Source organism: Ignavibacteriales bacterium (assembly GCA_026390795.1).
Taxonomy (GTDB): domain Bacteria; phylum Bacteroidota; class Ignavibacteria; order Ignavibacteriales; family Melioribacteraceae; genus Fen-1258.
In genome coordinates, this window is sequence record JAPLFG010000001.1 from 382986 (window position 1) to 396634 (window position 13649).

Genomic DNA, 13649 nt, shown 5'->3' on the forward strand with positions numbered 1-13649 from the left:
AGATTTTCTTTCGCTCGTAAACTCGCACATAATGACAGCGGAGTGGATTCAGCTATCAGCTTTCAGCATTTAGCATTCAGCCGTCAGCAGACAGAGATGGGCTCAATACAAACTTCCAGCAACAAGAATCCAGTATCAAGTATCTAGTTTCTAGCTGCAAGCTTCTCGCCTCCCGCCTCAAACCCGTATCGTATTGCCGATTCAAGTATTTTAATGTTTATCTCTTTTAGAGTCTTGAACTTAATGCAGTAACCGGTCACGCGCGCCTTGCCTATTTTTTTTCCATACGTTTTGGCTAAGTATTTCTTATCAGTGATACCCAGGATATAGACAGAGATTCCGGTTTTGTTTGCACTGATACCAATTTGATAAAACTCCCTTGTTTTTCCATCGGCATATTTTATGGTTTGAAGTCCATATCCTATATTAGGATTAGAAACAGTTTTATTTTCGCTGTCTTTACCATCAAGGAACCATAATTTAGATGCCGGTTTTAATTCCAGGATGATGCGGTGCAACTCTTGCATGTCGCTCCGTTTTGGTTCGGGTTGACTTGCAATATATTCTTTTATTTGTCCTTTTACGTTCATTCTTATTCCATTTCTTTGAAGTAAAACCTGCCTGCGGCTGGCAGGCAGGTTTGTTACTATTTTATTATCCAATTATTTTTTGGATAAAGCCGCCAACAGATTTTCAAGGTTGGTCATGCTCATAGTGAATCCTTCTTTAAAGCCCATTTCAATCATCTTCTCCATACGGGCAAGAGATTCATTATAAATAGTAATACGCACTGTTGTCCTTCCGTTCTGTTCGCTAAAAGTGTAATCCCAATCAGAACTCGTTAATTCGGGATTTTCATCTTTGTCCGCAAAAGTATTATACATTTTGAAATTGGTTTTTGGACTAATTGAAGTGTATTTCTGAATCGCCCAGCGCTCATTTCCTTCCGGACTTACCATAGCATAAAATCTTCGTCCGCCCACTTTGAAGTCCATATATTTTGTCTTCGACGTCCACGGTTTAGGTGCAACCCACTGGTCGAGAATTTCCGGTTTTGTAAAAGCATCCCATACCAGAGAAAGACCGGCGTCAAATTCTCTTGTTATTAATACCGTTTTTGCTCCCTTGTCAACGGTAAAATCAAATTGCAATTTATTTTCCCCCGCCTTGTTGGATTTATCTTCGTTCAACATTTTTTCCCTTTCTTTAGTTTTAATAATACTTTATCAAGTTGAGTGAACTGGGTTTCAAAAATCTTTTTTAATTTCTCAACCCATTCATCAATCTCGTTTATCTTATTTACATTAATGCGATAGTATATTTCTCTTCCTTTTTGTTCCTGCTTTACCAATTCACATTCTGTAAGAATTTGAATATGTTTTGAAACCGCTTGTCTGCTTGTGTGAAATTCTTCTGCAATTGCATTCGGTGTCATTGTCCGTGCGGCAATCAATAACAAAATTGTCCTTCGCGTAGGGTCGGCTATTGCCTGAAATGCATCTCGTCTTGTTTTCATATTATTTTGATTCTGCAATTATCTGGTTGCAAATATAAGTGCAACTATTTGATTGCGCAAGTTTATTTTTAATTATTTTTTGGAATTAGCATTCAGCTATCAGCTATCAGCGGTCAGCTATCAGTTGTTGGCAGTCAGTTATTGGTTATCTGTGGATAGTTTTGGGTTGTCAGTTACTAGTGGTCAGTTTTCTGGTTGCGGTAGTATTCGGTTTTTACTTCAATTTCTCAGCTTTCAGCGGTCACCGGACAGCGCGATCAGTTCAATACAAACTACCAGCGTCAAGTATCAGATTCTCGCTTCTTGAACCTAACCTCTTGCACCTCTCTTCCCTTCATTTCGGCAATTTTGTCAGAAGCAGGGGTGTTTTTTAATCAACATTCTCCATTTTTTAAAGTTCAACGGGCATTTTTTAAACTCATTTTGATTTTGATCACTTTGCAACCGGTATTTTTTAAATTGCAGTCGTCATTTTTTAAAACTCAACCGGCATTTGGCAAACTCATTTTGATTTTCGTCACACCGCAGCGGGCATTTTTTAAACTGATACTCTCATTTTTTAAACTTCGACGGGCATTTTTTAAAATATTTTTGACATTTTGTCAGTCGCAACCGGCATTTTTTAAAATGAAACTCTCATTTTTAAAAGACTGGGGAGCAATACTTAATCACTGACGGGCATTTTTAATAGTAAGACGGGCTTCGTTTGACTATAAATTGTCATTTTCCGTTTTTGATCTTTCGTTTCCCGTTTCATTTTTCTCGTTTTTCGTCTTTCGTTTCACGACATATAATAAATTCATCGTATAAAACATTTAACTTATCAGATATTTCCGGTGTGTTCACAATTTCAAAATTTACTAAGTTTGATTCAACTTCTGGAGTGCTGTTTGTGATGCCATTTGCTCTGCGGTTTTTTTATTTTTGCCTAAACCCGTCCCCATTAATTCTTCTCCTACAAAAACCTGGATTGTAAATTCTTTATTATGAGCCGGTCCTTCCTCCGCGGTCACAATATAATGCGGAGATGCCATTTTATGCGCATGCGTAAATTCTAATAACTGTCCCTTGTAATTTGTATCCATCAGAAATGAATCTCCTTCTTCCAATGGTTTTACAAGCTGGTTAATTATAAATTTTTCTGCGCTCGCAAGTCCGTGGTCTAGATAGATTGCGCCGATAATTGCTTCGAGTGCGTCCGCGAGTATCGATTGAATTCCTTCAACCGTATCTTTTAAATATCTCTGATTGTAAAGAATATAATTTTGAAGTCCTATTGAATCGGCTGCAGATGCAAGACTCTCCCGGTTAACTAACAGCGAGCGCGACTTTGTTAAGAATCCTTCTTCTTCGTAGGGATATTTCTCAAAAAGATATTTCCCAATAACCAAACTTAGAACCGAATCGCCTAGATATTCCAGCCGTTCATTCGATTTCTGAAATTCCGGATGAAGATCGAGGAATGAACTGTGTGTTAATGCTTTAATATAAAATTTTGGATTTTTTATAGATATGTGAAGAGTTCTTTGAAGATCTGATAATTTTTTCTGTAATTCTTTTTTGAAATAATTTTCAGTTGAGAAATCTCTTTTGTAAAAAAACTTTATTCTATCAAGAATAGACAAAAATCATCCTACAAACTTTTTGAAAAGTAAAGACGCATTATGTCCGCCGAATCCGAATGTATTACTTATAGCGTAATTGATCTCTTTCTTCACCGCAACTTTCGGTGTGTAATTCAGATCCATTTCGGGTTCAGCCGCATCATGATTAATTGTTGGAGGAATAAGAGAGTTTTTTATTGCAAGAATAGTAGCTATCGCTTCAACCGCACCGGCGGCTCCGAGTAAATGTCCCGTCATCGATTTTGTAGAACTGACGGCAAGTTTATACGAGTGTTCCCCGAAGACCGTTTTTATAGCTTGAGTTTCATTCTGATCATTTAATTCTGTAGAAGTACCGTGAGCGTTTATATAATCAACTTGATTCGGCTGAATCCCTCCGTCGCGTAAAGCTTCACGCATGGAACGAACCGCGCCTTCGCCTCCCGGCGGTGGAGCTGTAACGTGATAAGCATCGCCTGTCAAACCGACTCCGACGATTTCACCGTAAATATTCGCTCCTCGTTTTACCGCGTGTTCTAATTCCTCCAGTACAAGAGTACCCGAACCTTCTCCCATTACAAAACCGTTTCTGTCTTTATCAAAAGGTCTTGATGCTTCCATGTATCTATCATTCCAGGTTGAAAGCGCCCTCGCGGAATTAAATCCGCCGATTGCCATCGGTGTGATTGATGCTTCCGATCCGCCGGTTACCATAAGATCTGCCGAACCGCGTTCGATCAAAATGAATGCATCAGCAATCGCGTGCGATGAAGTTGCGCATGCCGATACTGTTGCATAGTTCGGTCCTTTTAAACCAAAGCGAATTGAAATCTGTCCCGCGGCAATATCCGGAATCATTTTAGGTACGAAGAAAGGGCTGATCCTTTTCGCGCCGCCGTTCATATAATTTGTATGTTCTTCTTCCCATGTTACCATACCGCCGATACCGCTTCCGAAAACAACGCCTATTCTTTCCAAATTGATTTTAGAAAGATCAAGTTTGGAATCTTCCATTGCCATTGTTGCGGTTGCTAAAGCGTAGTGAGTAAACGGATCCATACGGCGGAGTTCTTTTTTGTCGATATAGTTGAGTGGATCAAAATTTTTAAGCTCGCAAGCAAAATGAGTATTAAAAGAAGATGGATCGAACTTTGTAATTTGACATACGCCGTTTCTGCCGGTTGATAAACCTTCCCAGAATTCCTGGACGTTGTTACCAATCGGAGTTAATGCGCCGATGCCGGTTACCACTACTCTTCTTTTACTCATCACTATTCCTTATTTATTTTTTTGAAGGAGTTGAATTTATAACAAAGGCGGTCTCAAAAGTAATTCTCCAAATTTCTTAAAATGATCTGTTTTAATCCTGCCGGCGCATAATATTTTGTAATGAGCCGTTATTTTCAAAACAGATTACTTTTGAGACATCCTCGTTACCGTAATTTTATTTGCCTAATTTTTCCTTCAAGTATTTAGTTGCATCGCCAACAGTAGAGATTTTTTCGGCGTCTTCATCTGGAATGGAAATATCAAAAGCCGACTCAAAACCCATAACTAATTCAACGATGTCAAGTGAGTCTGCACCGAGATCGTTTGTGAATGAAGCTGCTGGTGTAATTTGTGATTCTTCCACACCAAGTTTATCCATAACGATTTCTTTTACTTTTGCTTCAACGTCCATTTCTGCTCCTCTTTGTGATTGAAATGATATTTGATTAATTGATTTATTTTTTTAATAAAAATTGAATTACAAAAAACTACATTACCATTCCGCCGTCAACCGTTAAGACTTGCCCAGTGATATAATCTGAATCACTGCTGCATAAGAACAATACTGTTTTTGCGACATCTTCCGGTTTGCCTAGACGTTTAATCGGAACATTAGATAATATTGCTTCTTTCTGCTGATCGTTCATTTTACCCGTCATATCGGTTTCTATAAATCCCGGTGCAACCGCGTTTACATTAATATTTCTCGATGCCAATTCTTTAGCGTTCGATTTTGTCAATCCTATTACACCTGCTTTCGAGGCAACGTAATTTGCCTGTCCGGGATTTCCGACTATTCCTACTACAGAACTTATATTTACAATTTTCCCGAAGCGTTGTGAGATCATCGGTTTCAAAATTGCTTTGGTATAATTAAATACACTTTTCAAGTTCGAATTGATCACAAGATCAAAATCCTTTTCTGTCATTCTAAGCATCAAAGTATCTTTAGTAATGCCGGCATTATTAACAAGAATATCGATACCGCCGAGTTTTTCAAGCGCGAATTTAACTGTTTCTTCTGCCGCTGCAAAGGAAGAAGCATCTGCCTTGAATCCAAATATTTTTACTGATTCGTTCGACAACTCATTTTCAATCGCGAGTGCCGATTCATCCGAGCTGAAATAAGTAAAAACCACATTACAACCATTCGCGACAAGCTCTTTAACTATTGCTTTACCGATACCGCGCGTACCGCCGGTTACAATTGCTCTTTTATTAAGCAGCTTCAATTTCCGTCTCTTCTGTTTTTTGTCTGTTCAGATATTCTTCTCTGTATTTAAGTAGTTCTTCAAATCCTTCATCGCCTAAAAGATGTTTTAATTCATTCTTTGTGCAATCAAAAATTGTAGAGACTTGATTCTTCGGAACGCTGCAATAATGCATTCTATCTAAATGCTCATCATCAAATGTTAAGACGCCTTCAAAAATTACAAGCGGGAATAATATACAATATAGGGGTTTATATTTCCACTTGTATTCACCCTCTACCATTGCCATCTTTTGAAGTGTGCAAAAACCTTGTTTATCTAAAAAAACACATTTGCCGTTGTAAACTTCGGTACCGACTGCAACACCCGATGGAAAATCGTTATCGGGTTCCGGAGCTTCAAACCATTTTTCCGGCTCCTTAATTTGCGAGTCATCCATATGCGAAATAATTTTATCTTTTACAGACATAATTATTTCGTGTTCGGATTTATCAGTATAAACGCCGTAGTAACAGCACTCTCCGCTGCAGATGCAAACATCGCAAGCTTTTACGAACGGTTTAGTAAAGATAACAGGATCTATATACATCCCGTTAATTTTCTTCTCAAATTTTTGCTCCATTATAAATACCTTTCTACATCAGAATATTTGTCGATCCCGAAAACTTTTACATCCGGATTAATTCTTTTAACTAGTCCTTGCAAAACTTTACCGGGACCAATTTCATAAAATTCATCTGCGCCGTCATTAATCATATTAACAATTGTTTCTTCCCATCTTACCGGACTATCAAGCTGCCGGTAAAGCAAATTTTTTATTTCCTCCTTTTGATGAACCGGTTTTGCGGTTACGTTTGCGTAAACCGGAATTTTTGCATCATAAAAAGGAGTTGTATCCAATTTCAATTTTAATTTCTCTTTTGCGCTTGCCATCAAAGGTGAATGAAAAGCTCCGCTTACAACTAATTCCTTTACAAGCTTAGCTCCTTTTGCTTTTGCGATCTTCATTGCGGCATTAACACCTTCAACCGAGCCGGAAATTACAATTTGTCCCGGCGAATTAAAATTAGCGCATTGAACAATTCCTTTTGAAGAAGCTTCGGCACAAATTTCCTCAAGAAGATCGGAATCTAAACCAACAATTGCAGCCATCGTTCCCTTCTCATCAATTCCAGCCTGAAGCATCGCACTTCCGCGCAAGCCGACAAGCTGAACAGCATCATAGTATTGAATTGCCTTAGCGGAAACAAGCGCGGAGTATTCACCAAGAGAATGACCCGCAACCATGTCGGGTTCCAATGTTCTAATTACACTTCCAAGTATTACGCTATGAATAAAAATTGCCGGTTGCGTTACATCGGTTTGTTTAAGAGTGTCTTCCGGACCGTTGAACATAGTATGAGAAATTGTAAGACCTATTGCTTCTTCTGCTGTGCGAATCATTTCTTTCGCTTCAACAGAATTTTCAAAAAGGTCTTTTGCCATTCCGACATACTGCGAACCTTGACCTGGAAATATGAATGCCCTCTTACCCATTAATCAATTGCCCAGGTTAAATAGATAGCACCCCAGGTATAACCAGCACCAAATGCCGAAAGAATTAGATTATCACCCTTTTTAACTTTTCCGTCCCTATAATATTCTGTTAAACAAAGAGGAATTGTAGCAGCGGTAGTATTTCCGTATCGATCAATGTTGATCATAACTTTATCTTTCGGAATTCCCATCCTCTGAGCCGTTGCATCAATTATTCTTAAATTAGCCTGGTGAGGAACCAGGTAAGAAACGTCTTCTGATTTTAAATCGTTCCGCTCCATAATCTCAAAAGAAATATCCGCCATTCCTTTAACCGCTACTTTAAAAACCGCTTTACCGTCTTGGTAGATGTAATGTAATTTTTGATCGACAGTTTCGTGAGATGCCGGGAGAGCACTTCCACCAGCTTTCATATTAAGAGCATTCTTACCGGAACCATCAACATATAACAGCGAATCTTTTATGCCGAAGTTTAAATCTTCCGAGGGCTCAAGCAAAACTACTGAAGCGGCATCGCCGAATAGAATACATGTATTGCGGTCGGTGTAATCTGTTATCGCGCTCATTTTATCGGAACCGATAACTAAAACTTTTTTATATGAACCGCTTTCAATTAAACTTGCCCCGGTTTGAAGTGCAAATAGAAATCCGGAACAAGCTGCTGAGAGATCAAATCCCCATGCGTTCTTCGCGCCGATCTTTTCCTGTACCAAACAAGCAGTTGCTGGAAAGGACATATCCGGTGTAACTGTAGCTACAATTATAACATCGATCTCTTCCGGTTTTACATTTGTTGTTTTGAAAAGATCTTCACATGCCATGGCAGCCATATCGCTTGTAGCTCCGTTTTCCATCATTCGTCTTTCACGAATTCCGGTTCGGGATGTTATCCATTCGTCGTTTGTTTCAACAATACTCTCGAAATATTTATTATCAAGGATTTTTTCCGGAGCGTACATTCCAACAGCCGTGATTGAAGCATTCCGTAATTTTTTAATTTTTGCTTGCATAATTTTCTAACGCTTTCTCAAATTTTTGAATTAAATTTTTATCATACATTTCTTTTGCACGGAGAATCATATTCTTAATTGCTAATGGAGAACTTGAACCGTGACCGATTATACTAATTCCGTTTATTCCGAGAAGCGGAACTCCTCCGTAAAGATCAGGATTCAAAGGACTGAGTGCTTGTCTAAGAGTGCTCTTGAACAAACCGATTTTTATTTTTTCAAAGAAACTTGTTTCGGAATGCTTTTTTAATAAATACTTCATAAATCCAGGAACGCTTTCGCCGAATTTTAATAGGATGTTTCCTACAAAGCCGTCACAAATTACAATATTGCTTTTTCCTTTTAGAATATCTCTTCCTTCAACATTTCCTATAAAATTCAGATCTGAATTTCTCATCAATTCCGCAGTTTCTTTAACCTGCTTATTTCCTTTTTCATCTTCTTCACCGACATTCAGTAAAGCAATTGTCGGATTTTCAATTCCATGTAATTCGCTTACAAATATTTTTGCTAAGACCGCATACTGAAACAAATGCTGCGGTTTAACATCCACAAAAGCGCCTACATCAAAAAGATAAGTTGCGTTGCTCTCGCTCGGTATAAAACTTCCGATCGTTGGTCTTTCAATATTTTTTAAACGGCCGATTAATAAAGTAGAAACAGCTGCAACAGCACCGGTATTACCGGCACTTACGAATGCATCCGCTTTTTTCTCTTGAACCAATCTGGCGCCAACAACAAGAGAAGAATCGCGTTTCGATTTAATTGCCTCGGTCGGTTTATCATGCATTTCAACAATTTGAGATGTGTGATAAATCAATTTTTCGTCAAGATCAATTTTTTCTTCACGCGCAGTCTTTAAGATTTTCTCTTTATTACCGACAAGAATTAATTCAAAATTCGAATCTTCCTGCAATGCATCGAAAGCACCGAGAAGTTCATGCTTAGGGGCATAGTCGCCCCCCATAGCATCAACTGCAATTCTGCATTTTTCTAATTTTTTTTCTGTCATCTAAGAGAAAGAATGTTACGACTCTGGAACGAACATAGATCTGCCGGCATAATAGCCGCAGTTCGGACAAGCTCTATGGCTCAATTTAATTTCACCACAGTTAGAGCAGCGGCTCAAGGAAGGAACAGTCGCTTTATAGTGTGTTCTTCGCTTATCTCTTCTTGTTTTAGACATCTTGCGTTTCGGATTTGGCATCGTACTACCTGTTTATTAGTTATTAAAATTACCTTTTAATTTTTTTAAAGGTTCCCATACATCATGGGTTTTTTCGTCTTTACAGTTACATGTTTCTTCGTTTAAGTTTTTTCCGCAATGCGGGCATAAACCTTTGCAATCGTCTTTACATAAACGTTTTAAAGGGATCGAAAGCTCGGCATATTCATAAATATCTTCTTTCAAGTAGATCTTTTCTTGATCCGGTGAAAGATACTTTACGTTGTATTCGTCAGATTTCACAGTTTCCCGAGTGAAAAGATAGCTAATCTGGAAATGACTTGTCAGATTAGTTTCAAATTCAACGGCGCATCTGTCGCAAATATTTCTTTAATGAACCAGCAAATCGCAATCGAGAACAATCTGATGATGTGATTTATCCATCTTACAATCAACTTCAACATTTCCAAAGAACAATTCTTCTAGTCCGAGCTTCTTTACGGGTGCCGAAAGTTGGAAATTATGTATACCGTCAGAAAAAGTCGTATATTTTATTATCATTTGAAGAACATGGAAAAATTGGGTCAAAATATATACAGCCAATCTTTTATAATCAAGGAAACTGTTAATTTGATTATTAATCAAAGAGTTTGAAGCTATGCCGGTTTTTGCTTCACTTTTAGCTGCATTAATTCCAATGTTGGTTTATCTTCTCTTAATTTGGTGGATGGATAAGTACGACCGTGAACCATTCCCTTTTCTTTTTATCCATTTTCTTTGGGGTGCTTTTGGTGCCGTAATAATAAGTATTATCGGAAACATGATTCTATTGTCCGTCACCGGCGATGCCGGAGCGTCTTCAAAATCATCATCGTTGATTCAAACAATTTTCTTTGCGCCTTTCAGCGAAGAGATTGCAAAAGGTCTATTTCTCCTCTATTCAATAAATTCAAGACATTTTGATAACATCACAGACGGAATTGTTTACGGCGCAGCTATTGGTCTCGGTTTTGGTATGACGGAAAACTTCATTTACTTTTTAACTTATGGAGATTCTTTCTCATCATGGATTTACCTCGTATTAGTACGCTCACTCTTTTCTGCTGTGATGCATTGTATTTCTACAGCAACATTCGGCGCTTTTCTCGCAATTGCAAAATTTTCATCCCCTGTATTAAAGAGAGTTCTTCCAATTGCCGGTCTGAGTTTTGCAATGTTAATCCATTTTTTGTGGAATGCGACAATCAGTTTTGAAACTACTTTTTTTTATGGATTTATTTTTATGATTTTTTTAGCACTCGTTTTCTTTTTTGTTTTTAGATTGTCTATCAAAAATGAAAAATATATTGTTGAACGCGAACTATTTGAAGAAAGCAATGATGGTTTAATTCCGGAAGAGCATATAAAGATTCTCAGCAGCCATTTGAGATTTAGGAAAGGATGGATAGATGAAAAGATTAGAAAACTTTATTGCCGCTATGCAATCAGGCTTGCTTTCAGCAAAAATCAATTTAAAAACGTGAAAGATGGTTCTAAAGACTTTTATGCTTTTGAAATCGAAAAGAATAGGCAGATTGTCGGTTCACTTTTAAAAACGAACACACTTGAAATAAAATGAAAACTGTTGGTGTATTTGGCGGCTCTTTTGACCCGATTCATATTGGTCACCTTACAACATCTTTCGATGTTATCAAGCGACGGAATTTAGAAAAAATTATTTTTGTACCGTGTCATATCTCTCCGCATAAGACAGATCAAACGCCGACTGAAGATATACATCGCTTGAATATGGTCAATCTCGCTATTGAAAGTTCTCCTTTATTTGAAACTTGCGATTATGAAATCCGCAAAGGAGATGTTTCTTATACATATGATACATTGGTTGAGTTAAGAAAAAAATATTCTGATATAGAACTCATCATCGGTTTCGATAATTTGATTGTGTTCGATAAATGGAATCGTCCGGATGATATTTTTAAACTTGCTAAGGTCATTGTACTTAAACGGGAAATTGATAGCATTCCGGTTGTGCATAACAAATATTTCGACTCGGCAATTTTACTTGATACTCCCCTCATTAATATTTCCTCTACAGAAATCCGGAGCCGTGTGAAGAATGGTTTGCCAATTGATTATCTTGTTCCGCAAAAAGTAAAAGAATATATTTCTCAAAACAGATTATACATTTAGATACTTTCATGTTATCAAATAATTTAATTGATAGAATATTTTTAAACGATAAACGTGCTGTTGCCCGTGCAATAAGTATTATTGAATCGGGAAACTCTATTTCAACAGAGATTCTTAAAGAACTGCACAAAAATATAGGACGAGCTTACAGGATAGGAATAACCGGTCCCCCCGGAGCTGGAAAATCTACTCTCACAAATCAGCTTACAAAATATTTCCGAAAACAAAATAAAAAAGTCGGAATCATTGCGGTTGATCCGACAAGTCCTTTTACCGGCGGTGCTCTACTCGGAGACCGCATTAGAATGAGTGAAGTCGGAAGCGACGAAGGAGTATTCATCCGGAGTATGGCAACACGCGGAAGTCTCGGAGGATTAAGTAAAAAAACAATTGATGCCGCCGATGTTCTTGATGCTGCCGGATATGATTTCATAATTCTTGAAACAGTCGGTGTAGGTCAATCAGAACTTGATGTTGCAAAAGCGGCAGATACAACTATTGTAGTTCTTGTTCCGGAATCCGGTGATTCCATTCAAGCAATGAAAGCCGGCTTGATGGAAATTGCCGATTTTTTCGTATTGAATAAAAGCGACCGTCCGGGATCCGAAAGCGCAATGATGGCGCTTAAAACAATTCTTATGCTTCGTGATCATACCGAAAAAAGTTGGCTGCCGAATATTATCAAAGCGATCGCATCTGAAAATAACGGTACAAAAGAAATCGCAGATGAAATAGAACGTCATCATAACTATTTGGAACAAAACGGATTACTTAAAGAGAAGCGCGAATCCAATTACAAAGTACGTATCAAAGAAATTGTTGAACATCTTATGAAAAATGAATTGTGGAAAGATGAACGGGCTGAAAGTTTAGAAGCTTCCCTAGCAAAAGTTGTTGAAGGAGAAACATCTCCATATCAAATTGCCGAATCAATATTTAACAATTTCAAATCAACCATAAAGCAATAAGGTTTATCATGGCAGAAATTAATACAGAAATTAATTTTATAATTGAGCTGGATGAAAACCAGCTTGCAATAAAAGAAACAATAAGAAACTTTGTTGAAGAAAAATTAAAACCGCACGTCATGGAATACGACGAATCACAGCACTTTCCAATGGAATTGATGCAGCAGTTAGGAGGTCTAGGATTCCTCGGAATACTTGTTCCCGAAGAATACGGTGGTTCGGGACTTGGTTATGTTGAATATGCGCTGATTGTTGAAGAAGTGGCAAGAATTGACCCTTCCGTTGCGCTTTCGGTTGCGGCTCATAATGGACTTTGCACTAATCATATTAATGTTTTTGCAAATGAAGAACTCAAGAAAAAGTATTTGCCGGATCTTGCTTCCGGAAAAATTATTGGAGCCTGGGGATTAACGGAACCCGGAAGCGGCAGCGATGCCGCGGCGATGCAGACAACTGCAATTAAAGATGATAATTATTTTATATTGAACGGTACAAAAGCATTTATCACACATGGGGGTGTTGGTAAGACAGCAGTTGTACTTGCAGTCACCGATAAAAGTAAGAATAAAAAGGGTATCTCCGCTTTCATAGTTGAAAAAGGAACCGAAGGATTTTCTGTTGGCAAGAAAGAAAATAAATTGGGAATGCGCGCAAGTGAGACGACACAATTAATTTTTGAAAACTGCCGGGTACCAAAAGAAAATATGATCGGCAATGAAGGAGAAGGATTTATCCAAGCAATGCAAATTCTTGAAGGCGGAAGAATTTCTATTGCCGCTTTGAGTGTGGGACTTGCGCAAGGTTGTCTTGAAGCCTCTCTCTCTTATTCTAAAGAACGAAAACAATTTGGTAAGACTTTGTCTGAGTTTCAAGCTATACAATTCAAACTGGCGGATATGGCAAGTGAAATCGAGGCGGCTCGCCTAATGACTTTTAAAGCTGCCAGAATGAAAGATGAAAAGAAAAATATTTTAGATATCGCCTCCAAAGCAAAACTTTTTGCCAGTGAAGTTGCAACTCGTGCATCAAATGAAGCCGTGCAAATATTCGGCGGATATGGTTTCACAAAAGATTATCCGGTTGAAAAATTTTACCGCGATGTAAAACTTTTAACAATTGGCGAAGGTACATCTGAGGTTCAGAGAATGGTCATCGCAAGAAATCTTTTAAAGGACTAAGT

Annotated in this window: 18 protein-coding genes; 4 read left to right on the plus strand and 14 right to left on the minus strand. The window is 38.0% G+C overall.

All coding sequences use genetic code 11. From position 1 onward, the window contains the following. Positions 1 to 143: 143 nt before the first annotated feature. From NTX65_01600 to NTX65_01665, 14 genes are all read right to left on the minus strand, one after another. Positions 144 to 662 (minus strand): hypothetical protein, encoded by a 519-nt coding sequence (locus NTX65_01600; GenBank protein ID MCX6168006.1) that lies wholly within the window; start codon positions 660 to 662, stop codon positions 144 to 146. Continuing rightward, on the minus strand, positions 663 to 1193 hold the full coding sequence (locus NTX65_01605) for an SRPBCC domain-containing protein (protein MCX6168007.1): 531 nt from the start codon (positions 1191 to 1193) through the stop codon (positions 663 to 665). Beyond that, entirely contained in the window at positions 1187 to 1516 is a 330-nt protein-coding gene (locus NTX65_01610; GenBank protein ID MCX6168008.1) for a metalloregulator ArsR/SmtB family transcription factor, read from the minus strand. Before NTX65_01610 ends, NTX65_01605 begins: the two co-directional genes overlap by 7 nt. Before the next feature lie 860 nt (positions 1517 to 2376). After that, positions 2377 to 3141: a ribonuclease III gene (gene rnc / locus NTX65_01615; GenBank protein ID MCX6168009.1), complete on the minus strand. Its 765-nt coding sequence runs from the start codon at positions 3139 to 3141 to the stop codon at positions 2377 to 2379. Between the two features lie 3 nt (positions 3142 to 3144). Continuing rightward, positions 3145 to 4389, minus strand: a complete 1245-nt coding sequence (fabF, locus tag NTX65_01620) for a beta-ketoacyl-ACP synthase II (GenBank protein ID MCX6168010.1) — start codon at positions 4387 to 4389, stop codon at positions 3145 to 3147. A 175-nt stretch (positions 4390 to 4564) separates the two neighbouring features. Beyond that, positions 4565 to 4801 carry an acyl carrier protein gene (locus NTX65_01625; protein MCX6168011.1) on the minus strand — a complete coding sequence of 79 codons (237 nt, stop codon included), beginning with the start codon at positions 4799 to 4801 and terminating at the stop codon, positions 4565 to 4567. Between the two features lie 76 nt (positions 4802 to 4877). Further along, positions 4878 to 5621: a 3-oxoacyl-[acyl-carrier-protein] reductase gene (gene fabG / locus NTX65_01630; GenBank protein MCX6168012.1), complete on the minus strand. Its 744-nt coding sequence runs from the start codon at positions 5619 to 5621 to the stop codon at positions 4878 to 4880. Next, the gene (locus NTX65_01635; GenBank protein ID MCX6168013.1) at positions 5608 to 6222 is read right to left on the minus strand and encodes a DUF3109 family protein; all 615 of its coding nucleotides are present in this window, start codon (positions 6220 to 6222) and stop codon (positions 5608 to 5610) included. Before NTX65_01635 ends, fabG begins: the two co-directional genes overlap by 14 nt. Then, positions 6222 to 7136 (minus strand): ACP S-malonyltransferase, encoded by a 915-nt coding sequence (gene fabD / locus NTX65_01640; protein ID MCX6168014.1) that lies wholly within the window; start codon positions 7134 to 7136, stop codon positions 6222 to 6224. Before fabD ends, NTX65_01635 begins: the two co-directional genes overlap by 1 nt. Then, on the minus strand, positions 7136 to 8146 hold the full coding sequence (locus NTX65_01645) for a ketoacyl-ACP synthase III (GenBank protein ID MCX6168015.1): 1011 nt from the start codon (positions 8144 to 8146) through the stop codon (positions 7136 to 7138). The genes fabD and NTX65_01645 overlap by 1 nt, the downstream gene beginning before the upstream one ends. After that, positions 8130 to 9158 (minus strand): phosphate acyltransferase PlsX, encoded by a 1029-nt coding sequence (gene plsX, locus NTX65_01650; GenBank protein MCX6168016.1) that lies wholly within the window; start codon positions 9156 to 9158, stop codon positions 8130 to 8132. The genes NTX65_01645 and plsX overlap by 17 nt, the downstream gene beginning before the upstream one ends. Before the next feature lie 15 nt (positions 9159 to 9173). Beyond that, on the minus strand, positions 9174 to 9353 hold the full coding sequence (rpmF, locus tag NTX65_01655; protein MCX6168017.1) for a 50S ribosomal protein L32: 180 nt from the start codon (positions 9351 to 9353) through the stop codon (positions 9174 to 9176). A gap of 15 nt (positions 9354 to 9368) precedes the next feature. After that, positions 9369 to 9695 (minus strand): DUF177 domain-containing protein, encoded by a 327-nt coding sequence (locus tag NTX65_01660; protein ID MCX6168018.1) that lies wholly within the window; start codon positions 9693 to 9695, stop codon positions 9369 to 9371. 6 nt (positions 9696 to 9701) lie between these two features. Further along, positions 9702 to 9872, minus strand: a complete 171-nt coding sequence (locus NTX65_01665) for a hypothetical protein (protein MCX6168019.1) — start codon at positions 9870 to 9872, stop codon at positions 9702 to 9704. A 97-nt stretch (positions 9873 to 9969) separates the two neighbouring features. Between NTX65_01665 and NTX65_01670 the strand changes: the two genes are divergently transcribed. The 4 genes from NTX65_01670 to NTX65_01685 are packed head-to-tail and all read left to right on the plus strand — an operon-like array spanning position 9970 to position 13647. Then, positions 9970 to 10929, plus strand: a complete 960-nt coding sequence (locus NTX65_01670) for a PrsW family intramembrane metalloprotease (GenBank protein ID MCX6168020.1) — start codon at positions 9970 to 9972, stop codon at positions 10927 to 10929. Beyond that, on the plus strand, positions 10926 to 11501 hold the full coding sequence (gene nadD, locus NTX65_01675; GenBank protein MCX6168021.1) for a nicotinate-nucleotide adenylyltransferase: 576 nt from the start codon (positions 10926 to 10928) through the stop codon (positions 11499 to 11501). Before NTX65_01670 ends, nadD begins: the two co-directional genes overlap by 4 nt. A gap of 8 nt (positions 11502 to 11509) precedes the next feature. Then, entirely contained in the window at positions 11510 to 12469 is a 960-nt protein-coding gene (meaB, locus tag NTX65_01680) for a methylmalonyl Co-A mutase-associated GTPase MeaB (protein MCX6168022.1), read from the plus strand. An 8-nt stretch (positions 12470 to 12477) separates the two neighbouring features. Continuing rightward, the gene (locus tag NTX65_01685) at positions 12478 to 13647 is read left to right on the plus strand and encodes an acyl-CoA dehydrogenase family protein (GenBank protein MCX6168023.1); all 1170 of its coding nucleotides are present in this window, start codon (positions 12478 to 12480) and stop codon (positions 13645 to 13647) included. The last annotated feature ends 2 nt before the right edge of the window (positions 13648 to 13649 follow it).